General features: G+C 67.7%; 16 protein-coding genes. 8 read left to right on the top strand and 8 right to left on the bottom strand.

Features of this window, described 5'->3' with window-relative positions; all coding sequences use genetic code 11:
- Nucleotides 1–227 precede the first annotated feature (227 nt).
- A complete protein-coding gene (locus ACFO8M_RS13110; protein WP_387975750.1) occupies nucleotides 228–1,202 on the bottom strand; it encodes a hypothetical protein in 975 nt (324 codons plus the stop codon).
- A gap of 168 nt (nucleotides 1,203–1,370) precedes the next feature.
- Here ACFO8M_RS13110 and ACFO8M_RS13105 point away from each other — a divergent pair, with 168 nt between their 5' ends.
- Complete coding sequence (locus ACFO8M_RS13105; protein WP_387975747.1) at nucleotides 1,371–2,918, top strand: peptide MFS transporter; 1,548 nt, start codon at nucleotides 1,371–1,373, stop codon at nucleotides 2,916–2,918.
- A 7-nt stretch (nucleotides 2,919–2,925) separates the two neighbouring features.
- Here ACFO8M_RS13105 and ACFO8M_RS13100 read toward each other — a convergent pair whose 3' ends face one another.
- Entirely contained in the window at nucleotides 2,926–4,608 is a 1,683-nt protein-coding gene (locus ACFO8M_RS13100; protein ID WP_387975744.1) for a metallophosphoesterase, read from the bottom strand.
- A gap of 86 nt (nucleotides 4,609–4,694) precedes the next feature.
- On the opposite strand from ACFO8M_RS13100, the gene ACFO8M_RS13095 reads away from it, so the two are divergent.
- Entirely contained in the window at nucleotides 4,695–5,168 is a 474-nt protein-coding gene (locus ACFO8M_RS13095; RefSeq protein WP_387975741.1) for a GNAT family N-acetyltransferase, read from the top strand.
- Here the strand turns inward: ACFO8M_RS13095 and ACFO8M_RS13090 are convergent, their stop codons facing one another.
- The gene (locus ACFO8M_RS13090; protein ID WP_387975738.1) at nucleotides 5,169–6,323 is read right to left on the bottom strand and encodes a low temperature requirement protein A; all 1,155 of its coding nucleotides are present in this window, start codon (nucleotides 6,321–6,323) and stop codon (nucleotides 5,169–5,171) included.
- A 69-nt stretch (nucleotides 6,324–6,392) separates the two neighbouring features.
- Between ACFO8M_RS13090 and ACFO8M_RS13085 the strand changes: the two genes are divergently transcribed.
- Nucleotides 6,393–6,884: a nucleotidyltransferase domain-containing protein gene (locus ACFO8M_RS13085; RefSeq protein ID WP_387976384.1), complete on the top strand. Its 492-nt coding sequence runs from the start codon at nucleotides 6,393–6,395 to the stop codon at nucleotides 6,882–6,884.
- 379 nt (nucleotides 6,885–7,263) lie between these two features.
- On the opposite strand, the gene ACFO8M_RS13080 is transcribed toward ACFO8M_RS13085, so the two are convergent.
- Nucleotides 7,264–11,454 carry a putative Ig domain-containing protein gene (locus ACFO8M_RS13080; RefSeq protein ID WP_387975735.1) on the bottom strand — a complete coding sequence of 1,397 codons (4,191 nt, stop codon included), beginning with the start codon at nucleotides 11,452–11,454 and terminating at the stop codon, nucleotides 7,264–7,266.
- A gap of 451 nt (nucleotides 11,455–11,905) precedes the next feature.
- Between ACFO8M_RS13080 and ACFO8M_RS13075 the strand changes: the two genes are divergently transcribed.
- The 5 genes from ACFO8M_RS13075 (at nucleotide 11,906) to ACFO8M_RS13055 (ending at nucleotide 17,466) form a co-directional block, all read left to right on the top strand.
- Entirely contained in the window at nucleotides 11,906–12,913 is a 1,008-nt protein-coding gene (locus ACFO8M_RS13075; RefSeq protein ID WP_387975733.1) for a hydroxyacid dehydrogenase, read from the top strand.
- A gap of 306 nt (nucleotides 12,914–13,219) precedes the next feature.
- Complete coding sequence (locus tag ACFO8M_RS13070; protein WP_387975731.1) at nucleotides 13,220–14,887, top strand: extracellular solute-binding protein; 1,668 nt, start codon at nucleotides 13,220–13,222, stop codon at nucleotides 14,885–14,887.
- Nucleotides 14,884–15,867, top strand: a complete 984-nt coding sequence (locus ACFO8M_RS13065; protein ID WP_387975728.1) for an ABC transporter permease — start codon at nucleotides 14,884–14,886, stop codon at nucleotides 15,865–15,867. The genes ACFO8M_RS13070 and ACFO8M_RS13065 overlap by 4 nt, the downstream gene beginning before the upstream one ends.
- A 32-nt stretch (nucleotides 15,868–15,899) precedes the next feature.
- Complete coding sequence (locus tag ACFO8M_RS13060) at nucleotides 15,900–16,760, top strand: carbohydrate ABC transporter permease (RefSeq protein WP_387975725.1); 861 nt, start codon at nucleotides 15,900–15,902, stop codon at nucleotides 16,758–16,760.
- Between the two features lie 331 nt (nucleotides 16,761–17,091).
- Complete coding sequence (locus ACFO8M_RS13055; protein WP_387975722.1) at nucleotides 17,092–17,466, top strand: hypothetical protein; 375 nt, start codon at nucleotides 17,092–17,094, stop codon at nucleotides 17,464–17,466.
- Nucleotides 17,467–17,515: 49 nt separating this feature from the next.
- Here the strand turns inward: ACFO8M_RS13055 and ACFO8M_RS13050 are convergent, their stop codons facing one another.
- The 4 genes from ACFO8M_RS13050 to ACFO8M_RS13035 all read right to left on the bottom strand — a co-directional run bounded on the left by ACFO8M_RS13050 (nucleotide 17,516) and on the right by ACFO8M_RS13035 (nucleotide 23,486).
- A complete protein-coding gene (locus tag ACFO8M_RS13050) occupies nucleotides 17,516–18,982 on the bottom strand; it encodes a family 43 glycosylhydrolase (RefSeq protein WP_387975719.1) in 1,467 nt (488 codons plus the stop codon).
- 9 nt (nucleotides 18,983–18,991) lie between these two features.
- Complete coding sequence (locus ACFO8M_RS13045; protein ID WP_387975716.1) at nucleotides 18,992–20,371, bottom strand: AbfB domain-containing protein; 1,380 nt, start codon at nucleotides 20,369–20,371, stop codon at nucleotides 18,992–18,994.
- Nucleotides 20,372–20,527: 156 nt separating this feature from the next.
- Nucleotides 20,528–21,769, bottom strand: coding sequence for a DUF2786 domain-containing protein (locus ACFO8M_RS13040; protein WP_387975714.1), 1,242 nt, complete (start codon nucleotides 21,767–21,769; stop codon nucleotides 20,528–20,530).
- Between the two features lie 172 nt (nucleotides 21,770–21,941).
- Nucleotides 21,942–23,486, bottom strand: coding sequence for a pectate lyase family protein (locus ACFO8M_RS13035; RefSeq protein WP_387975711.1), 1,545 nt, complete (start codon nucleotides 23,484–23,486; stop codon nucleotides 21,942–21,944).
- Between the last annotated feature and the right edge of the window lie 92 nt (nucleotides 23,487–23,578).

Below are 23,578 nucleotides of genomic sequence, written 5' to 3'. Positions count from 1 at the left end.
TTTCGGATAACGTTCGTGGTCGACGGTGAGGCGGCATCCCCGCGACGGTGGGCCCTTGTAAAGGACCCGACCACCTCATCGCGTTCTTAGCACTCGCCAGCTGCGAGTGCCAGAATCAGGTATAGCACTCTCGCCTTGAGAGTGCCAATCCGGGGCGTGAAACACGTGGTGAAAAGCGCGGACGCCCGAGCCTCGCGGCCCGGGCGTCCGATGCGTGCCTCAGTGCTTCACGTGGTCGAGCTTCCCTGGTCGGGCATGTCGGGCCGGTCGGGGCGGCCCGGGTGGCCGGGCTCGCCGGGTTCGGCGGTCGGGATGGCCACGCCGGCGGCCTCGGCCGACAGCGAAGTGGCGGAGACCGCTTCGGTGCGGCCGCGCAGCCAGGCGTAGGTGCAAAGGGACGCGGCGAGGATCCAGATCATCGGCACGAGCAGCAGCAGCGCCATGATCGCCTCGGTGAGGACGGTGAAGACCGCGGCCAGCCACGGCGCGAAGACCGCGTGCCAGACCCCGGCCAGGAGCAGGCCGCAGAGCGAGATGACGAGGTTCGCGGCGATGGCGACCAGCACCACGATGATGATGCGGCCCAACGCGGGCCAGAACGCTGAGTGCGTCAGCTGGATCGAGCGGGCGTAGGGGCTGCGGCGGGCCTCGAAGACCGCGGCGGGGGCCATGAGGCTGAGCGCGAAGATCGCCCACAGGCCCGGCAGGACGCACAGCACCAGGCCGGCCGAGATCGTGAGCCAGGCGAGCAGCAGCCACAGGAAGAACTTCCGGCCTCGTTTGAAGCCGAAGGAGAAGGCCTCGCCGAGGGCGAGGAATCCGCCCGCGGCCTCGGCGGCGGCGGTGCGCACGGCGCCGAGCACGGCCGAGCCGGCCACGTACAGCGCGGCCAGAGCCAGGATGGCGCCGATGATCCCGACCGCGATGCCCGGCGAGTACTCGCGGACGAACGCGCCCCAGTCGGTGACGACGACGTCCTTCTCGGGGGCGCGCACATTGTTGTTGAAGGCGCCGAGGATCCAGCGGGGCAGGACCACACCGATGAGCAGGACCAGTCCGACGGTGCGCCAAGAGCGTTGGACGACGTCCATCGAGGCGTGCCACCAGCCCTCGAAGGTGTCGGTCACGAGGGGGTCGCCGCCGGAGAAGCGGCCGGAGGGCTCGCCCGACGGCCCGGTGCTCCAATAGGGATCATTGCTCATAAGCCGGATCGTAATCCAATCGCATGCGCATATCAGACAAACGGCTGCAACGCATCCGTTCGGGGATGACACGTTCGCGCATTCCCCCGCCCCGGTGCTCCCGAGCCACTACCGTACGCAGGTGTCGGCGCACGTCGCGCCGCACGAACGAGCACTTTGGGAGCGCCGATGTCCCACCGCGAAACGGGTCCCGTCCTCCGCGAGAAGACCTTCTTCGGGCATCCCCGCGGCCTCGCCGTCCTGTTCGGCACCGAGATGTGGGAGCGGTTCAGCTTCTACGGCCTCCAGGGGATCCTGCTCACGTTCCTCACCGCTTCCTTGGCGCAGAACGGACTCGGGCTCGAAGACACCGTGGCCGTCCCGATCGCCTCGCTCTACTCCGGTCTCGTGTACCTCACGGCGCTGCCCGGCGGCTGGCTCGCCGACCGCATCCTCGGACCGCGGCGCGGCGTCCTCATCGGCGGCATCGTCATCATGTGCGGCCACATCTCCATGGCCATCCCCGTCGAGAGCCCCGCCACCGTGTTCTTCGGGCTGTTCCTCGTCGTCGCCGGGTCGGGCCTTTTGAAACCGAACATCTCGGTGATGGTCGGCAAGCTCTACGACGACGACACCGACGCCCGCCGCGACGCCGGGTTCTCCGTGTTCTACATGGGCATCAACCTCGGCGCGTTCCTCGGCATCCTCATCACCCCCTACCTCGCCGGGGACGACCACTGGCACCTCGGCTTCGGCGCCGCCGCAGTCGGTATGGCCCTGGGCCTGCTCTGGTACGTGCGCGGCTGGCCGCGCCTGACGCACGCCGGGATCGGGCCCGCCCGGCCTTTGAGCGAGGACGAGAAGCGGAAGGTCGGCAGGATCCTCACCGTCTCGCTCGTCGTCGCCGCGGTCATCATCGTGATCTGGGCCTGGACCGGGACGCTCACGCTCGCGACGGTGCCCACCGCCGTCACGGGCCTGTCGATCGCCGCCGCCGTCTGGTACTTCATCTACATCTTCGGTGAGGCCAAGGACATCTCGCCCGCCGAGAAGGCCGGCCTGCGCGCGTATGTGGGCCTGTTCATCGCCTCGGTCGTGTTCTGGATGCTGTACCTCCAGATGGGCTCGGTGCTCACCGCGTTCGCCGGCAACTCGGTGGACCTCGACTCGTTGGGCTTCCACCTGCCCGCCGGCGGGGTGCAGAACTTCAACTCGATCTTCATCCTGGTCTTCTCGCCGATCTTCGGCGTGCTGTGGCTCAAGGCCGGCACGCGGTTCGGGACGGCGTACAAGTTCGCGATCGGCGTGTTCCTCGTCGGCTTCGCGTACGTGTTCCTCGGCTGGCTCCAGACCCGCGCCGACGACGGCGTGCTCGTCGGACTCGCGTGGATGGCCTGGGTGTACCTGCTGCTGACGTTCGGCGAGCTGTGCGTCTCGCCCGTGGGCTTGAGCGTCACGACGCAACTGGCGCCGCCGACCCTCAAGGGCCAGATGATGGGCGTGTGGTTCCTCGGCCCGGCCGTGGGCACACCCCTTGGCGGGCAGGCGTTCGCGTTCCTGGTGCCGAAGGTCGGCGAGGCCGCGTTCTTCTACATCCTCGCCGGGATCGCGATCCTCACCGCCGTCGTGCTCGCCGTCTTCAGCCCCGCGCTGCACCGACTCATGGGCCGCGGCGGGCACGGCCCGGACGCGACGCTGGAGACGCCGCCCGAGCCGGAGTTCAACCGCGGCGGGTGACCGCGGCTCAGTCGCGCTGGTTGAACCAGTCGCCGGCTTGGGCCACCAAGCGGCGCATGGGATTCTGGCGCGGCAGCGACTCGCTGCTCGGCCCCGGATGCAGGGCCGCGAAGCCCGGCTCGATCAGGCGGGGCTTGAGCGGATCGACCGGCTTGATCCACGAATCGGTCGGCGCCCCAGCGGGGTCGGCGACCCAGCGGCGGCCCGCGCGGTCGAGGCCGATGGGGTACACGGTGACGCCGTCTGCGGCGACCTTGATGCGCAGGAAGCACTTCTGGTCGATCACCGTGAGGCCTGCGAACAGCTCGTTCGCGTTGACGCCCAAGCGGTTCGCCAGGACCAGGTAGAGGCCCACGAGCCAGGTGCCGACGAGCCCGGCGACGGGCAGGTACGCCAGGTAGGTCCAGAGGCTCACGTCGTCGAGGGACTTGATGACCTGCGCCCCGGCCCATGAGAGGGCCACCTGCGCCGCGCCGTGCAGCCCGCCGAGCACGTAATGGCGGGTGGAGCGGCTCCCCTGGCCCGGGTGCGCGAAGGCCACGCCCGCGGCGAGGAGCACGGCCGCGGCGGCCACGAACGGACCTGTGCCCTCCAGAATGGACACCGTTCCGATGAGCGCGACGACCGCCATGACCGCCACGAAGCCCTTGTTGAACCACGGCAGCCGCCCGAGGATCCCGAAGCTGTATCCCAGGGACTTCGGCTTCGACGGATACGTGTCGGTGAGCCGGTAGCGCCGTTCGCGCGCATCGGGTTCCGAGATCGACCGGCGCGGCGCCGTCAACTGCTCCGGCAGGGTGTGCGTGGGCGAGAGGTACGCGCCGCCGCCCCCGGCCGTGACCAGGTGGCGTGAGCCGTCGACCTCCTGGTAGTGCGCGTAATGGTGCCGGTCGCCGGTGATCACCAGCGGGACGCGGGCGCCCTTCGCTGCGATCACGTCCCGGATGAAGTGGTCGATCCGGTCGAACGAGCGCGGGTCGTCCTCCGTCCACAGCCACGACGGCTGCGGCACGCACAGGATCACCTGGTCGCCCTCGCGCATCTTCTCGGCCGCGCGGTGGAAGTACTCGATCTGCTTCTGGTCCAGATGCGTGTCGAACTGGGCGTCCACCGCGAACAGCCACCAGCGGTGCGGCAGCTCCAACGCGAAATAGGAGCGCTTCTGCGCCGTCTGGTACCCGCCGACCTTGCGGCCCTCGGTGAACTGCCGGGCGAACGCGGTGAGCCCGTCGAACCAGTCGTGGTTGCCCGGGATCGCGTACAGCGCCACCGGATGCCCGGGGTTCGCGGCCTCGTACGGGCCCTTCATGCGCTGCTCGTACTCGAGCCAGTCCCCCGCCGGGTACACCTCGTCCCCGCCCATGACGAGCACCGATCCGCGCGGCAGCTTCTCGCCGCCGAGCTCGATGTGGTCCTGGGCCATGAGGTACGCGATCGAATACGTGGCGTTGAAGCCGTCGCCCACGTCGGCCACGTAGTCGAGCCACAGCTCCTCGCCGCCGGAGTGATGGAACACCCCTTGTGGACGGCCGCCGATGATCTCGCGCTTGTCGACGTACCCGCCGAAGACGCGGGCGAGCCCGAACCGCATGCTCGTGTCGAGGAGCGTGCGCGGCGACAGCCAGCGCACGGGCCCCTGCGGTTTGAACCGGAGCTGTTCGGGACTGAGATCCTTGGGGCGGTGGGACATAGACCTCATCATGGCATGTTCTGCGCGCCGAGGGAACCCGCGAAATGCCCTGGGCGGCGCCGGGTCCGCGACCGTAAACTCCCGGCATGACGATTGCACGGCACGCCGACCTCGGCGACATCGAAGAGCTCGTCCGCCTCCGCGAGGTCATGATCTCGCCCTGGTTCGACATGGCCGACGAGAGCTGGAAGGCCTCGGCCGCGGAGATCCTGCGGCGCCGGATGGGCGAGGACAAGCCCACCATCGGCGTCACGGTCGTGGACGCCCCTGACGGCTCGGGCGGCCTGGCGGCGTGCGCGGTCGGGACCATCAGCGAGCGGCTGCCCGGGCCGCACAACCCGACGGGCCGCTACGGCTGGATCTTCAACGTGGTCACCGATCCGCAGTGGCGCAAGCGCGGGTACAGCCGGGCCTGCACGAAGGCGCTCCTCGACTGGTTTGGGGACCAGAACGTGCACGTCCTCGAACTCCTGGCCTCGGAGCAGGGCGAGGGCCTCTACAAGGAGTTCGGGTTCACGGTCTCCAACGAACCGGCGATGCGGTTCAACGCCGGCCGCTGATCACTTGTCGACGTTCATGGACGGCAACGTGAACCATCCGGAGGCCGCGAGCGACAGCAGCAGGAGCACCGCGAGCGCGAGGGCCGCGAGGACCAGGACGGGCAGCGCGAACGCGATGAGTGCGAGCACGACCAGGCAGCCGAGGGCGACGATGCGCGAGACGGCGATCCGGCCGCTGATGGCGCGGTTGAACACGAGGTTGCCGACCAGGTAGATCGCGGGGCCGCCGAGGACCGTCGCGATCGTGGCGGCGTCGGCGGTGTCCCAGGGGCGGGCGAGGACGAGGTCGACGCCGACGGCGATGACGACCGCTCCGGCGACCATGAGGGCGTGCGCGTACGCGTAGGCGCTGCGCGAGACCTCGGTGGCGGCCTCGACGGCGACGCGCTCGTGCTCGGCGTTCCCGAGGCGGGCGTCGAAGTAGAGCCGCCAGAGCACGACGATGGTCGCGAAGCCGAGCACCGCGGCGGCGACCGCGCCCGCGGTGAGCTCCATGCCGGTGAGCGTCGCGCCGAGGATCACGATCGATTCGCCCAGGGCCACAATGAACACGAGCCGGTTGCGTTCGGCCAGGTGGTCCTCGCTGAGCGGCCACGTCGACATCGGCGTGCCGCCGACCCTCGGCAGCCAGAAGTTCACGCGCGGCCCGAGGTAGTCGAGGACGACCGCACCGAGCCAGACCCAGACGCGGGCCTCGTCGGGCACGAACACGCCGGCGACCCACACGACTCCGGCGATCGCACTCCACGCGAGCAGCTGGGCGTAGTTGCGGCCCATGGCCTGCCCGCGCCAGGCCCGCACCATGAACGAGGCGCGGCTCAACTGCAGGAACAGGTATGCGGCGACGAACAGCCAGGCGCGCTCCCCGTACGCCTCCGGGATCGCGACGGCCATCCCGAGCGAGGCGAACATCCACAGGGCGAAGAACCCCTGCACTGTGCGGTTGTCGGGGTCGAGCCAGTTGGCGGCCCAGGCCGTGTAGTTCCAGCCCCACCACACCGCGGCGAACAGCACCGCGAACTCGAGCGCCCCCTCGACGCCGAGATGGTGCAGCAGGAAATGCGACAGCTGCGTGATCGCGAAGACGTAGACGAGGTCGAAGAACAGCTCGACCGGGCCGACCCCAGTGGATTCCCGCTCCCGCAGCACGCCCATCCGCTGATCGTAGCCACGGTCGACCGGTTCGCGCGGCTTGCCGCGGGCCGCGATTACGATCGGGCGGTGATGGATGCGGGACAGGTCGTGGGGTTGCTCAGGGCGATCGAGCGGGCCGGGCTGTCGGTGTGGATCGGCGGCGGCTGGGGGATCGACGCGCTGCTCGGGGAGCAGACCCGTCCGCATCGCGATCTCGATCTGATGCACGTGTCCGATGAGGAGCCCGGGTTGACGGCGCTGCTCGCGGCGCTCGGGTACGGCGAGACCGTCGATTGGCGGCCGGTGCGGTTCGTGATGGCGCACCCTGACGGGCTGGAGATCGACCTGCATCCCCTGGTGTTCAAGGAGGACGGTTCTGCCGAGCAGTCGTCGCTCGAACCTGGGAAGCCGTTCCGCTACCCGGCTTCGTGCTTCACGACGGGCGCGATCGCAGGTGTCGCGGTGCCATGCCTTTCAGCGGAGCAGCAGGTCCACTTCCACCAGGGTTACGAACCCTCGGAGCGGGACCTGCACGACATGGCCCGCCTGCGCGAGGCTTTCGGCGTCACGACGCACTTCTAGCGCTTCGCTCGACGAGACGCCGTTCAGCCCGTCGAAGCGACCCCGACGTATCCACAGGCTATTGACCTGGGAGTACGCCAACTCCTTCTCGAGTCATCCACAGGTGGAAACTTTCTGTTGTCGATCGACTACCCGACATGTTGTAGTAGATGGCAAAAACGCCGTCCGGCACCGGCGGGATGGCGGCGCCATACCGAGGCCGCGCGCGGGAAGCCACCCGCGCGCGGTCCCCGCCAGGTGCCACACCCCTCCGCTTCCGCGGAGGCGCGNNNNTCGGGGCCCGGGCCCCGACCGCCACGCGACTACACCGCACACCAGCGCCGCAAAGGCAGGGGCCCCAGCCGCTTGCGCGGCTGGGGCCCCTGGTGTCGAGCAGTGCCTAGGGCTTGGTGAGTCCTTCGATCGCCGCGGCGAGGTTGTCGGCCGATTGGTCGACTTCCTCTTGCGTGGCTCCCTTGTTCTCGTCGACCGCCACAGCTGTCTCTCGGGCAGCGGTGAAGGCGGCCCACGAGTCGGCCGTCCAGTCCGCTTCGGCCAGTTCGGCCGTTTCCGTGAGGTACAGGTCGAGGCCGGTCTTGTCGATCGCCGAGGCGATGAACTGGACCTCGGCGAAGTTGGTGTATCCGTCGCCGGCGCTCACGCGCAGGGCCTCGTAACGGACCGCTTCGTCGAGGGTCACCGTGTTCCAGCCCGCCACCGCGGTCCCGGTGCTCGCGAAGGTCGTCCAGGTCGCGCCGCCGTCGTTCGAGCCCTGGAGGGACACGTTGTTCGCGCGGGAGGTCGATCCGGAGCGCGGGTGGTACTTGACGCTCTCGACCGTGAAGGTCGTGCCGTCGGACGGGATCACCGTGACCCAGCCGTTCTTCGTGGTGGTGTCGGTGAACGTGGAGGTGCTGCCGTCGAACATGGCCCACCCGTTGGCGGACGCGTTCTTCGTGCCGTCCCAGGACGCCGAGCTGGCCGTGACCCAGGACTGGTCGAGGGTCGCAGCAACCGAGGTCGCCGCCGGTTCGAGCAGATCCCAAGCGTCAAGGAGCCGGTTCGCGAGCGCGGGCTCATCCGCGCCCTCCTCGGCGGCGGCCGCGCGGACGGCCTCCACCTCGCGGGTGAACAGGATCGCCGAGCCGCGCGAGTGCGCGGTCAGGTCGACCGCGTCGGCCCGCGCGAGGATCGGGTCCAGCTCGTAGGCGACCGCGCCGTAGAGGCGGAGCTCCGCGATGTAGATCGGTGCGCTGTTCGTGACCCGCAGGTAGCGGTAGTCGCCTTCGTCGGTCGCGTCGAGGTTCTGCCACGACAGCGACTTGTACGACGCGTCGGCGACGGTCGTCCAGGTGCTGAGGTCGTTCGAGCCCTGGAGCACCTGGTCGTCCATGCGGCGAACGCCCTCGCTGTCTTGGCGCGCAAGGTAATCGAAGCGATCCGCGCTGACCTGCGCGCCAGCGCCGAAGTCCCAGACAAGGTAGTACTTGCCGTCGACGGCGGGCACGTCGCTGAAGGTGGTGTGGCTGCCGTCGAGCATCTTCGCCGACTGGGCGGCCTTCGACTGGTCGGCCGTACCGTCCACTTTGACCACGGTGGCGTCGGCGAGGTCGACGAGGTTCCGTTCGTCCGAGCCGTAGAGGGCGGTGTTGTCCGTCGCGCCGTGGATCGTCGCGGCCGTTGTTCCGTCCTCAGTGGTGTGGTCGATGGCGAGGTCGAGGCGGCCGCCGCCGGTGAGTTCGCCGAGCGTGCCGGTGGCCGTCCACGACAGCGAGTCCTCGCTGGTCGCGGCGAGCTCCTGGCCGCCGATGGTCACCGTCGCATCGCTGATCGGCTTCGCGCTGGTGAAGGTCACGTTGACTTCGTCCCCCGCGTTCACCCTGCCCGCCAAGGCGTCCGGTGAGGCCACCGACACGTCGGTGATGTCCCCGGGCACTTCCGAGCGGTCGCCGAAGACGTGGAACTCGCCGATGGACCAGATGCCCGGGTAGGCGGGGTCGATCGGCGGGGCCGGATCGTCGATCTGGAGCTTCAGGTAGCGGAACTCCTTGCCGCGGTGCTCGGCGATGACGGGGATGTTCTCCATGTCGTTGGTGTCGCCGGTCGGCCGCTCGGTCAGGAGCGTCCAGGTGATGCCGTCGTTGGAGCCGTACACGTTGGTGCCCTGCGAGCGCATCGGGAACGAGAAGCGGGCCTGGAGGCCGAACGACTCGGCCGCGACGCGGTACTGGGTGCCGAAGTCGAGCGTCACGAATCCGACGCGCAGGTCGCCGAAGTGGCTGTTGTTGTTGCCGTCGGCGAGGGCGCGGGCCTGGTCCATGGTCATGTTGCCGGGCGTGACCGCGTTGCGGTAGTCGAGCGACTCGTCCGCAATGCGGGGGTTGAGCAGTTCGAGGGCCTCGATCTTGTCGAGCAGTGCCTCGAAGGCGGTGCGGAACTCCTCGTCGGTGCCGTTCTCGGACGCGTCCCGAGCGGCGGCGAGAGCGGCCTGGTACGGCTCCTTAGAGGCCGTGGTATAGACCGCGCCTTCCTCGGTGCCGTCGGCGACGGCGGCGTCGATCATCTTGGGCCGGTTCTTGGCCACGACGAGTTCGAAGGTCCGCGCGGTCACGGCGTCGCCGTCGTCGGCGATGATCTGGACCTTGTGGGTGCCGGGGTCCTGGTCGGTCGGCTTCCACGTGACGGTGCCGGTCGCGGCGTCGAGCTCCGCGCCTTCGGGCAGGCCGGAAGCGGTGAAGGCAGGAGTCCCGCCCGTGTCGGTCGCGCCGAGCTCGAAGGTGGAGGTCGCGTCGGGCCACAGGTAGTACCGGCCCCGGGCCTGCTCGAAGGCGGGCGGGGTGAGCTGGGTCTGCGCGTTGAACATGAGCGAGTCCATGTCCACAGTGGTGCCGTCGCCCGTGATCCGGTAGAACTGGGTGTTAAGGCCGGCCGCGGGATACGTGACGTACCGCCATTCACCTTGCGTGTCAGGCAGTTCGATCCGCGACAGGACTCCCGGTTCGGGTTCGATCTCGTTGCGCGGGTCGCGTTCTTCCTTGTCGATCACTTCCATGACGGCGGGGCCGTCGGTGCGCACGAGGACGCCCATCTTGCTGTTGCCGGGGTACATCACCCGGCTGACGACGCTGACGGTGCCGTCGGCGTCCGCGGTGGCGCGGGCGAAGGTGCGGTCGCCTTCGGTGACGATCTCGGTGCCGCCGTCGAGCGGGATGCCGTAGTTGCCGAAGGTGAGCGCGGTGTCCTCCACTGGGGTCGGCTCAGTGCCGGCGATCTCGGGCGGGAACGCCACCCAGTACTCGACACTCTTGTCGCCGGCTGCCCAGAAGTTGTTGACGCCGGTCCCGTAGTTGTAGAGGGGGCCGTCCATGCGCTCGTTGAGCAGTGCCACGTTCGGAGCCTCGGCCTCCACGTCCACGCCCTCGACGTACTTGTACTGGTAGTACAACTCGTTGAGCGCGTTGAACATCCGGCCGCGGTAAGCCGGGGAGATGACCCCGCCGGTGCCTCGGTCGTCGATGTACTTGGTGGGCTGTCCCATCATGTAGCCGTCGAAGGCGTCCGCGCCCGCGAGGAGCCGGTTGTCGAGGAAGCCGTAGGCGGTGACGGCGTCATCCGCGGTCGAGACGGTGCCGTCGTCGGGGTCCACTTTGGTGCCCTGTACGTGGAGGAAGCGGGCCAGCGCGGCGAAGTTGTCGAGGTTGCACTCGGCGTGGGCCTGGTCGCGGCCCATTTCGCGGAGCTGCGTGAACTCCTCCCCGTACGGGTTGCGCGGGTCATCCGCCTCGATGACCTGGATCTGCTCCCCGAGCGAGCCATTGATGTAGTCGTCGAAGCTCGAGTTCATGGTGAACCACTCGACGCCCTTGGCGTAGCCCTCGGCGTCGTCGGCGTAGATCGCGGTTGCGATGCGGCCGTAAAGCCCGAAGTTGTGCTGGTTCATCCACTTCTCGTTGGAGTAGAGGAACGTGTCGACGAGCGGTCGGGCGAAGTTGCCGAGCAGGTTCTCGTCGTCCTCGGCGCTCCAGACGACGTCGTAGCCGTCCTGGGTGCCGGGGGTGTCGTCGTCGAGCGGTTCGGTGGCGCGAATGATCTCCGCGGCCATGAGGAACTGCGACAGCGGCTTGCCGGTGTGGATGTGGGCGTCGGGGAAGTAGACGTACCCGTCGGGGTTCATGCTCGCCCAGGTGCGAAGGGCCTGGATCGCGTTCTTGCGGTAGACCTCGTTGCCGGTCATGACCCACATGAGGGATTGGGTGAGCGCGCCGAACGAGTCGTTGGTCTCGCGGCCGCGCAGGCCCCCGTGGTCGAAGTCCGGGTCGAGCGCGACGTCGGGCTGGGCGGCCGACTTCGAGTTGGCCGCGCGGTAGCCCTTGGAGGCGGCGCCGACCTTCGTCATGGCGTCGAAGTAGGAGGCCCAGGGCTCCTGGCCGGTGCGGACCATCTCCTGGGCGTTGCGGAGGTCGTCGGCCGTGAGGCCGACGCCGGGGTGAACGAACCCGGCGTCGCTCACGGTCTCGTTGATCGCGACTACGTTCTCGGTGAGCAGGCCGTCGTAGGGGGCCGCCTGCGCGGGTGAGGGTGGGGCGGCCATCACCGCGATTCCTGCGGCTAGCGCGGCCGTCAGCGCTGTGAGGCGCGACCGCTTTCGTTGCCCGACGTGCGTCATTGCAGGCGTCCTTTCAAGGTAGGGCCTTCCGGGTCTGCCGATGCGAGGTGCGGACGCCGGGGTGGACCAGTCACGCACCGAAGCAGTCTGGATATCGGAATCCGTCTATGCGGACCATAGCGGCTCGTAGGACGAGAATCAAGGCTCAAGCAGATAACGTTCTCTGCTTGATCTGTCCGCCCCTCAGGTCTCGTGCAATTCGGTTATCAAATCGTTACTTTCTTCGATCATGTTGTCTACCTGGGCGATTGGCGCATTCATCCGCATCGTGGGTATCGACCGATGGGTATTGGTCGATGTCGGGGTCTCGACAAACCAGGAACTGAGATCTAACTTAGAAACCGATATCTATCCGGCGACCACCGAAGGACCCCGAGTGGCAGACCGACCACGAGCCCTCCTGGCCATGAGCCCCGAGTTCCTCCCCCAACTCTTCCCCGAGCCGCTGATGCGGCGGCTCGACGCCGTGCTCGACTTCGACCCGGCACTCATCGCCCGGGACTACGCCGACCCCGCCGCGAAGGCGGCACTGGGCGAGGCCGAGGTGATCGTCTCCAGTTGGGGCGCACCGCCACTGAACGACGAGGCGCTGGCCGCGGCGCCGAACCTCAAAGCCGTGCTGCACGCCGCGGGCACGGTCAAATGGATCATCTCCAAGGCCGGCTGGGAACGGGGCCTGGCGGTCTCGAGCTCGTCGGGGGCGAACGCGCTCCCGGTCGCCGAGTACACGCTCGCCTCGATCCTCATGGCGGGCAAGGGGATCTTCCAGCTGCGCGAGGACTTCCGCAAAGCGCGGAACTTCACGCTCGGCTACATCCACCCCCAGGTCGGCAACTTCGGCCGCACCATCGGCATCGTGGGCGCCTCGAAGATCGGGCGGCGCGTGGTGGAGCTGCTGCGGCCCTTCGACTTCACCGTGCTCCTGGCCGACCCGTTCGTGGAGGCCGCCGAGGCCGCCGCGCTCGGGGCCGAGCTGGTCCAGCTCGACGAGCTGGTGGCGCGGGCCGACGTGGTCAGCGTCCACGCGCCCGACCTGCCCGAGACCGAGCACCTCATCAACGCCGACCGCCTCGCGAAGATGCGGGACGGCACCGTCGTGGTCAACACCGCGCGCGGCCGCCTCGTCGACACCGAGGCGCTCACCGTCGAGCTGCTCAGCGGGAGGCTCTCGGCGGTCATCGACGTGACCGAGCCCGAGCCGCTCTCCGCGCACTCGCCGCTGTACGACCTCCCGAACGTCTTCCTCACCCCGCACGTGGCCGGCTCCCACGGCAACGAGCTGTCCCGCATGGGGCTGTTCATGGTCGAGGAGGCCGAGCGCTACGTCGCGGGCGAGCCGCTGCTCCACCGTGTGGATCCCGAGACACTCTGGAGGCAGGCCTAAAAAGGACGTTATAGAAACCGGTCTCTATCCGTTATCGAAGCGATGCGGGAGACATCGAACCTTCGCCAATGCGGCATCGCAACCGTCTCTTACTGCGGATACGTCGCGCCGCAATCGAACACAACTCGCCGAGAACCGAGATTCCAGGCCACGAAGCATTGACTCATTTCCATAGCTAGTGATACCGTTATCTCCCCGGCGACCAGGAGCAAGACCCCGGCAGGCCACCACACCGGTCGCCGCCATAATCTTCACACCAGCCTCATCCCTCACCCCTGTATCAACGTTGATTTAAGGAGGCCCCTCATGGCCGAAGTAACTCGCCGCAAGCTTCTCGGCGCGGCAGGCGCCGCAGCCGCAGTCACCGCTCTCGGCACCACCGCCGCCTGCTCGGACAACTCCGGCGGCGCCTCGGGCGGCGGCGACTACGACATGCCGACGTACCAGCCCGCACCGGAACTGGACGCCCAGCCGTTCTACTCGACCGAGACGCCCGGCATGGAGAGCGTCTACACCGAGTACCCGAAGAGCTACTTCAAATCGGTGAACCGCGAGCCGGGCTCCGGCGGCAAGGTCACGACCTTCCAGCTCACCTGGGGCGACCCCGCGACCCCGCTCGAGGAGAACCCGTACTGGCAGGAGCTGAACGAGCGCCTCGGGGTGAGCTTCGAGCCGCAGTTCGTGCCGCAGCCGGTGTTCGACCAGAAGTTCGCGACCATGCTCGCCTCGGGCGACGTCCCGGACCTGGTCTTCGTCAACGACCAGTCCGCGGGGAACCTCCAGGGCATCCGCGACGGCGCGTTCGCCGATCTCTCCGAGACCCTCTCGGGCGACAACATCCTCAAGTGGCCCAACCTGGCCGCGCGCAAAGAGGAGATCTGGCAGGCCAGCCTCAAGGACGGCCGCATCTACCAGATCCCCTCGATCGTCTGGGCCCTCACCAACCTGCCGACGATGCGCACCGACCTGGTCGACCAGACCTCGATCGGGCGCGCCCCCAAGGACGCCGACGAGCTGTTCACCATGCTCAAGGAGGTCTCGGCCCTCGGCACGGGCCCCGGCGGTCAGAAGGTCTACGGGCTCAACAAGTACGACGCCCATCCCGGAACCGCGTCGATGTTCCAGCGCCTGTTCAAGACCGGCGCCGAATGGCAGCTGAACGGCGACGGCGACCTGGTCCACATCACCCAGACCGAGAACTACAAGGCGATGCTCGAATGGCTCGCCCGCGCCTGGGCCGAGGGGATCTTCGACCCGGTCTCCATGTCCCCCACGGCTACCGACATCGTCTCCGGTGCGGCCCTGCGCTACGACGCGGTCGGCGCGGCCATCGGCGGGGCCGGCCTGTCCCAGTGGGAGGCGGACCTGCCGGGCGCGACGTACGACTTCTTCGACATGCCCGGCTTCGACGGCTCCTCTCAGGTCGTCGTGCGCAACGTGCCCTACGGCAGGTCGACCTGCGTCTCGGCCGCTGCGGCCGAGGACGAGGACCGCCTCACCGAGATCCTCAACGTCCTCGACTACCTCTCGGCCCCGTTCGGCTCCGAGGAGCAGTACTTCATCGCCAACGGCACCGAGGGCGTCCACCACACGGTCGACGCGCACGGCATCCCGATCGTCAACCCCGACAGCATGATCGACCTGTCCGTCCAGTACGTCGGCGTCACCTCCGGCGACAACGGGTACCGCATCCACCCGAACGCGGCCCCCTGGGCCGACTCGTTCGTCACCGTCATGGAGGCCCTGGCCCAGAACTCGATCGCGCGCCCCCTCGAAGGGCTCGAGGCCGCCTCGCAGACCTTCGTCACCAAGGGCGCGCAGCTCAAGCAGCTGTGGACCGACTACGAGAGCGGCGTCATCACCGGCCGCGAGAGCATCGACGATCTGCAGTCCTTCGTGGACAACTACATGTCGCAGGGAGGCACCCAGGTCCGCGACGAGTACACCCAGGCGTTGAAGGACGCGGGCAAGTGAGCGTGAGCACCACGGACGCCGGCCCCGGGACCCGCACTGAGCGGGCCCCGGGGCCGTCCGCGCGCCCGAAACGACGCAAACTGACGCTGCGCCAACGCATCTGGCGTGAACGCTGGTCCTACACCTTCATCGTCCCCGGCGCCGCGTTCTTCCTGGTCTTCATGTACGTGCCCATGGCCGGCAACGTGGTCGCGTTCCAGGACTACTCGCCGTTCCGCGGCATCGAGGGCTCGCCGTGGGTCGGCTTCGCGAACTTCAACGCGATCTGGACCGACCCCGAGATCATCACCGCGCTGCGGAACACGCTCATCATCGCGTTCCTCCAGCTGGCCTTCGCGTTCCCGGCACCGATCGCCCTCGCACTCCTGCTGCACTCGTTGCTGTCGAACAAAGTGAAGCGGCTCGTCCAGACCATCGTCTACCTGCCGAACTTCCTCTCCTGGGTCATCGTCATCTCGGTGTGGCAGCAGGTCGTGGGCGGCGGCGGTCTCGTCGCGGGGCTCCTCGACGGGATGGGCGTACACGGCTTCGACCTGATGACCGACGCCGACAACTTCAAGTTCCTCGTCGTCGCCCAGAACATCTGGAAGGACGCCGGCTGGGGCACCATCATCTTCTTCGCCGCGATCGCCGGCATCCCTTCCGAGCGTTACGAAGCCGCGGCGATCGACGGCGCGTCCGGCTGGCAGCGCACCTGGCACATCACGCTTCCGGCGCTCGTCCCCGTCGCGACGCTCCTGCTCATCCTGAACATCGGCTCGATCCTCACCGTCGGCTTCGAGCAGCTCCTGCTCCAGCAGCCGATGGTCGGCGCCGACGCCGCGCAGGTGCTCGACACGTTCGTCTACTTCAGAGGCGTCCTCGGCGGCCAATGGGGCATCGCCACCGCCGCGGGCCTGCTCAAGGGCATCATCGGCACCATCCTGGTCCTGTCGGCCAACAAGCTCGCCAAGAAGATGGGCGGAGAGGGGATCTTCTAATGGCCACCGCAACAGTAAGCCGTCCACCATGGATGAACCCGCCCTCGGTGTGGGTCAGGGCGATCAAGGCGATCGTCATCGTCTGCATCGTCATCACGATGATCTACCCGCTGGTCTACGTCATCGCGATGAGCTTCGCCGCACCCGCGCAGGCCCGGGCCGGCGTCGTCTTCCCGACGGAGTTCTCGCTCGACGCCTACCGCGCGATCTTCAACGGCGGCACCGTGGTCGACGGCCTCCGCAACTCGCTGTTCATCACCGTCGTCGGCACGCTCCTCTCCCTCGCGGCGACCTCGATGCTCGCCTGGGGCCTGGTGCGCACCCGCCAGGTCCCCGGCGCCAAGATCGTGCTCGTCGGCATCCTCGCCACGATGTTCTTCAGCGCCGGGATCATCCCGAACTTCATGCTCATCAAGTACCTCGGTCTACTGGACTCCACCTGGTCCCTGATCATCCCGGGCCTCATCTCGGCCTTCAACATGATCGTGATCCGGAACTTCTTCCAAGGCCTCCCAGAGGAACTCATCGAAGCGGCGCGCATCGACGGCGCGGGCGAATGGCGGATCTTCCTCCAGATCGTCCTGCCCCTCTCCAAACCCGTGCTCGCCGTGATGGGCCTGTTCTACGCCGTGGCCTACTGGAACACCTACTTCAACGCGCTGCTCTACATCAACGACAGCGAGAAGTGGCCCATCCAGGTCGTCCTCCAGCAGTACGTCCTCGCCGGCGTCGCGATCCCGGGAGCCGTCGTCTCCCCCGACCAGCCCCCGCCGCCGGGCGTGACCCTCCAGATGGCGGTCATCGTCCTCGCGACGATCCCCATCCTGGTGGTCTACCCGTTCCTCCAGCGCTTCTTCACCTCCGGCGTCCTCACCGGCGCCATCAAGGGCTGACTCAGCGAGTCGCGAACGACTGCACGCCATCGGGCCGGTCACCGCTGTTGCGGTGACCGGCCCGTTCGCTGCGCGCAGGCACGACCGGCGCCCCCGCGCGACACGCCATGGTCGACTGATTGATTTTTGTAGGGTTCCGCAGTCGGAGTGCTTCAACGTCGCGCTCTTGTCGCTTACGATGCAGCCGTTGCCTAGCGCTCCTCGTGCGAATTCCACAAAATTCCCAAGTCAGGCACGGATTCATCACTATTGGTATTCTTGACTTCACTGATAGTGATGAATAGATTCTTCTCCAGAACCGATCCTCCACCGATCGATTTAAGGAGCAATCATGAACTGTCGCAATGACTTCCCCGAGTCCCCGAATCGATTCTCACCTCGCCAGGCCGTTTCCTACTCGGCCTTTTTCCTGAACGTCCTCACCGGTCGGAAATCGGCCGCCGAGGCCCGGCTGCTCGCCACCGATGCGGGATGGGCGGCCTTTTCCAGGGTGCGGAGGCGGGTGCCGTCGCGGTTCCGGCAGGTGCGGGTCGTGCGGGCGAACTGCCCGACTCGCGATTCCACCGAGATCGTCGCCATGGTCGAGAACGGTGCGGCACACCAGGCGATGACCTTTACTTTCCGTGCGACACCGCACGGTTGGCGGCTCGACCACTGCGACCTCATCCATGCCAATCAACGCCACCGGCCGATGCATCGGCTTTGAGGCAGTGAGAAGGCCCCCGGCAACACCGGGGGCCTTCTCGTTGGCGGGGCTACGAGGCGACTCGGAACGTGGCGTCCGCGCGGCCGGTCGCGTCGCTGATCGGGTCGATGCGCAGAAGGTAGTTGTCATGCCGCAGATAGCGGGTCGGGAAGTTGTACGACTGGAACGAGGACCATGAGGCGTCCGCTAGACCGGCCACTTGGCGGAACGTCGCGTCCTGGGCGAACAAGGCGGTGCCGTTGTCCGGCGCCAGCACCATGTCGTAGTTCGAATGTCGCAGGTAGTGGCCCGGGAAGTTCACCGACTCGAACGAGACGTACCCCGTCCCGTCGTTCGCCAGGCCGGGAACGAGCCGGAAGCGTCCGTCCTGGGCCGGTGAGACCGCCGGGTCGATGCGCACGTCGTAGTCGGCGTGGCGCACGTAGCGGTCCTGGAAGTTGTAGGACTGCAAGCGGCTCGAAGGTGGTTCCGATTCGCCGGAAGGCACGGGGAGCACTGTGGAAGTCGAGACCGGAGTCCCGAAATTCGGTGTGCCGTCCGGGTTCCAATTGAACTCCTGGATGCGGGTGTTGCGGGTGTTGCCGCAGCCGTCGGTGGCGGAGTCGTTGGCGTGGTAAACGATCCAGTCCTCGGTGCCGTCGGGCGACTTGAAGAAGCCGTTGTGGGCGGGACCGTAGACCCCGGCCGCGTCGTTGCGTTCGAAGACCGGTTCGGGATCCTTGGTCCACGCGTTCGCGTCGAGCGGGTTCGAACCGGTCAGCTCCAGGAGCCCGAGTCTGTAGTCGGGCGTCTGGCAGTTGCTCGCGGAGTAGGTGACGAACGTGCGGCCGTCGTGCTGCAGTGCGGCGGGCCCCTCGTTCATCGGTGTGCCCACGTTCTCCCAGTCGTACTCCGGCGTCGAGATCATCGTGCGCGCACCGGTCACGGTCCAGGGATCGCTCAACCGGACGATGTAGACGCTCGGGTCGTTGCCGGTCCATCGGCCGGGCACGCCCGACCAGAGGAGGTACAGGCTCCCGTCGATGGTGACGACGTTGCCGTCGATCCCCCACCAGTTGTTCGCGCCGAAGATCATGCCTTTGTACGTGTAGGGCCCCATCGGGTCGGTGCCCGCGCTCTCGGCGACGTGAATGCGCTGGTCCTCGATGCCGGCGGCGCCGGCGGAGTAGTAGATGTACCATCGTGGACCGTTGGGGCCGTTGAGGAAGTGGAACTCGGGCGCCCAGACGTAGTGGTCGCGGTCGGCCGGGAAGTCGGTGAAGACCGGCACCGCGGCGGCGTTCTTCAACCCCGCGATGGTCGGTGCCTTCTTCATGGTGAGCGGCCCGGTCCAGGTCGTGGTCATCAGGTAGTAGTTGCCGTCGTGGTAGGTCATCCACGGATCGGAGCCGGAGCCGTTGAGCGGGTTGGTGAACGTGGCCTGCTGCGCCTGAGCGCTGGATGCGGTGATCATGGATCCGAAGAGCAGCAGGAGGATTGACGCCAGGCACAGGGCCGTCCGGCGGAACGCCGACATCACGGCCTCCTAGTAGGTGATCTTGAAGGTCGCGTCCTGGCGGTCCGTCGCGGGCGAGGCACTGGTGAGCGGGTCGATCCGCAGCACGTACCCCGAGTGGCGCAGGTACCGGTCCGGGAAGTTGAAGGACCGGAACGAGGTCCACGCGCCGTCGGCCAGGCCCGCGGCGCGGGTGAAGGTGGCGTCGGCCGCGAACTGCGCGGTGTTGTCGTTGGGGTCCAGGCGGACCGCGTAGCCGGAGTGCCGCAGGAAGCGGCCGGGGTAGTTCACCGACTCGAACGAGACGCCGGCGGCGTCGGCAAGGCCGGCACGGAGTCGCCACTGCTGGTCGGCGGGCGGCTCCATCGGGAACGGGTCGAGGCGGCCGATGCCGCCGGCGTGCCGCACGTACCGGTCGGGGAAGTTGTAGGACTTGAGGCGGTTCCATTGCGGTGCGCCCCAGCGGGTCACGAGCGCGGCCCGTTCGGCTTCCGTGATCGGAAGGATCCCGGCGTGCTTGCTGCTGATCGGCGCGGTGTAGTCGCGCTGGTTCAGGGCCGTCCAGGAGTCGCCGCCGATGTCCGTTGAACGCCAGGCGTAGAAGACGGCATTGGCGGGGCTGAAGGAGTCGCCCCAGAGCCAGAAGGCGTTGGCGCTGTTGGACTTCACGAGGATCGGCGCCTCGATCGCGCTGCCTTGGCGCAGGCCGCCGGTCAACGTGGTGAAGGTGTTCGGCTGGCCGGAGGTCGACCGGGAGACGTAGAGGTTGCCGTTCGCGAGGTTCTTGTACGCCAGGTAGAAAGCGCCGTTGTGGACGAGCACGTCCCCGTCGAGCACGTTGAATCCCGGGTCGAAGAACACCTGCGCGGCGCCCATGTTCACGAAGTCGGTCGTGTAGTTGACCATGAAGACGTCGCGGGTGCCGTTGTTGGCCGAGTAGACGACGGCGTAGCGCCCGCGGGTCGGGTCCCAGAACGCGGTGGGCGCCCAGGAGTGGGTAGCGAGGTCGTGGAGCTTGACGCGGCGGTACCCGGTGAAACTGCGCAGGTCCGCGGAGTCCCACACGTGGATGTACTGGTTGTTGAGGTTGAACACGCGTCCTTTGAGGTCGGTCGCGAGGACCGCGAACGTGCCGTCCTGCTTGCGCAGGATGAACGGGTCGCGCAGGCCCTGCATGCCGGCGGTCGGCGTGGCGACCGGGTTGTTCTGGTTGAGCGGCGTCCAGTCGAGGCCGTCGCCGCTGACGGCGAGGTGCAGCGCGTAGCTGTCGTCGGTCAGGTCCGGCGACTCTTTGAAGTAGGCCATGGCGTAGGCCGCGTAGGTCTGGGCGTGCGCGGCGTTCGGCAGACCGACGGCGCCGGCCACGGCCGAGGCCATCGCGGTGGTGAGGAGCATGCGACGTGAGGGCATCGTTCAATGCCTTTCTGCGGTGAGGAGCAAAACGGAAGATGCGGTGGCAGCCGGGGGTGACCGCTAACATGAGCGCTTCGACCCAGTGTGATCATTAACATTGAGAAAGTCAAGACCATCGATGTATTTGGCGCTCGGACACCCGGCCGCTCGGACTCAGCGGCGGGTGATCGGGGTTGGGGCGGTGAGGCGGGCGGCGTCGGCCGCTGCGAGGCCGGCGATGTGGCCCTCGTAGTTGGTGATGCGGGTGGAGCGGCCGAACTTGAGGCGGGGGAAGAGCGCTTCGGTGCGGGCGTCGACGCGCTGGTCGCGTTGGCGCATGACCGGAACGAGGTCGGTACCGGTCTCCTCGGCGACCTCGCGCTCGGTGTCTTCGGCGGATTCGCGGAGGCGTTCGCCGATGCGCATCGCGAAGGAGGCGAGGAAGGACTGGCGGAAGGAGCGGGTCTGGGACTTGCCGCGCTTGGCGGAGATCGAACCGGCCCTGGCCATCGCTCCCGTGGCTTGGACGAGGAGCGAGTTGAAGAGGAGCTCGACCGAGCGGAGGTCGCCGCGGTCCCCGATCAGTGTGGTGAAGCCGCCCTCCGGCCAGTAGACGGAGCGGCAGTGGTTGGCGTCGGCGATCTGGGCGAGGAGCTCGGACTTGGGCTGCTCGTAGGGGCGCTCGATGATGACGCGAAGGGCTTCGGGTTCGCGCTTGTCCTGGCCCGCTTCGGAAAGCAGGGCCTCGCTGATGCTGTGGCGGGCGATGAGCTGCTGCGCCTTGGCGGTGAACGCTTCGGCCTCCGCGTCGGAGTCGGTCGACTCGGCCTTCGCCAGGAGCGCGCGGATCTTCTCGTACACGCGGGAGGATTCGGCCACGCCGAGGCCGTGCGTGATCAGGAGGTCCCCGGGCAGCGGCTCGACCTTCGCGATCTTCGGGAGGCCGCTGATCAGGTGGAACGCTTCGAGCACCGCGGCCCACAGCACGATCCGGTCCCATCGGCCCAGGCCCGCGCTCGCCTTGGCGACGCCCGCGAAGGGCACGGAGGCGGCGAGTTCCTCGCGGTGCACGTTCCAGCGGTCGCTGAGTTGGGAGTCGGGGTAGCGACCCAGCTGCCCGCGCATCATGACGGCCCCGGCCCGCACGGCCTCGGCGCTGAGTGATTTCCGCAAGGCGCTCAACACCTCTCGCGGCATCCAGCCCCACTCCCAGGCACGGAGGATCGCGTCGTCGCCGAGTTCCTCGAGGACCTTGGCGAGCGCGGCGGGCCAGCCCGGGTCGCCCGAGGCGCCTTCCAGCTCGGAGGCCGCGTCGACCCAGTCGAGCCGCACGTTCTGGGCGCGCTGCATGACGCCGAGCACCGCATAGCGCGCCCGGCTCACGAGCGGCAGCCCGTTCAGCTCGTCCTGTTCCACCGTCTCCCCCGATCCCGCGTGCGCGAAAGGCCCGCGGTCACCCGTCGGACTCTATCAAAGTCGCAGGTAGCGGGGCCAACGCCGGAGCTCGGATGGGTGCAAGGTCTCCCGAAGGGCGCGAACGCCCCGCGCGGTGTCGATCCGCGCGGGGCGCCCTGTCCGAGGCCGACCGTCAGGCATAGGTCTCGAACTCGGCGATCTTCGGTGTGCCGCTCGCGCTCGTAATGACGAAGTTGATCTTGGTCAGGGAGGTCGCGGCGAAGGAGATGACCCCTGCGCCGGTGCCGGAGGCCAGGACCGCGCCGTTGGCGTTGTTCACGACCTGCCAGTTGTCGATGTTGCCTTCGGAACCGGCGGCCTCGCGGATGTTGATGGTGTCGACGGTGACGGCGGAGCCCCACTTGACGGAGACGCGGCCGGTGGTGCCGCTCGGCGACCAGTAGGTGCTCATGTTGCCGTCGAGCACGCTGCCGTAGCTGGTCCCGTCGGCCTTGCTGGATCCGTCGGCCCCGGCTCCGACGCTGAGGTTGTTCCCGGTCGGAGGGTTGGTCGGACTCGTGCCGGGGTCAGTCGGACCGGTGGTGGGGTTGGTCGGGTTCTGCGACGGGGTCTGGACGCTGCAGCTGCCGTCCGAGACCTGCAGGCCCTTGTTCGCGCCCGCCGTCTGGCTCACGACGCTCGGGACGCACGAGGCGTTGTCGAGGGCGAAGTTGTAGGGGATGCTCACCGTGGTGGTGGACGGCATGCTCGGGCCCGCTGGGTGGTTGTCGGTGCCGTCGCTGGACCAGGTCACGTTGTCGAGGATGTTCCCGCTGGTCTGCCAGGTGCCGCGTTCCTCGGTGTAGAAGGTGCCCAGCACGTCCTTCGAGTCCTCGAAGTAGTTGTTGTCCACTTTGGCCTTGCCGCCGGCGCGGGAGTTGATGCCGGACTCGACGATCCCCACGTAGTGGTTGTTGTAGACGTGCGCCGTACCGCCGCGCAGCAGCGGGACCCGGGAGTTCAGGTTCTGGTACAGGTTGTGGTGGTAGGTGATGAAGCTGTTCGTCAGGTCGGTCTCGCTGGAGCCGACCAGGCCGCCGCGCTCGGAGTTGCGCAGGATGCTGTACGAGAGCGTCACGTACTTGGTGTCGTTCTTCATGTCGAAGAGGCCGTCATAGCCCTCGGCCTCACCGCCCGAAGCCTCCAGAGTGGTGTGGTCGACCCACACGTTGCGCACCCCGGCCTCCATGCCGATGGCGTCGCCGCCGTTGGAGATCGGCGAGCCCGACTTCTTGACGTTCTTCACCGTCACGTTCTGGATGATGATGTTGCTGGCTTCGCGGATGTGGATGCCGATCTGGTCGAAGACCGCGCCGGCGCCCACGCCGATGATCGTGACGTTGCTGATCTGCTTGAGTTCGATGACGCTCGCGGCGGTGTTGCAGCTGTCGCCGGAGACCGCAGTGGTGTTGCCGTGGTTGATGGTGCCCTCGACCTGGATGGTGATCGGGGTGCTGGAACTGGCCCGGTTGCACAGGGCCGCATGGATCTGGGTTCCGGTGGTGGCCTTGACCGTGGCGCCGCCGGCGCCACCGGTGGTCCCGCCGTTCTGCGTCGCGTAACCAGTGACGCCACCGGTTGCCGCAGAAGCGTTGTTGATCGACAGTGCGACACCTGCCACGATCACGGCGGCGGTGGCGAGCACCGCCGCGAATCGACGTGCGACTGAACGTCTCATCGGCACATCTCCTAAGCATCGAGGGGAAATTGATGTATGTCGATGAGTCTAGGAAAGCCTTTTCCCTGGGTCAAGGCCTTCTCTGCAACCGT

It is taken from the genome of Glycomyces rhizosphaerae (genome assembly GCF_042647865.1).
GTDB lineage: Bacteria > Actinomycetota > Actinomycetes > Mycobacteriales > Micromonosporaceae > Glycomyces > Glycomyces rhizosphaerae.
The sequence above is the reverse complement of the archived record's forward strand: the minus strand, read 5'-3'. Positions and strand labels throughout refer to the sequence as shown.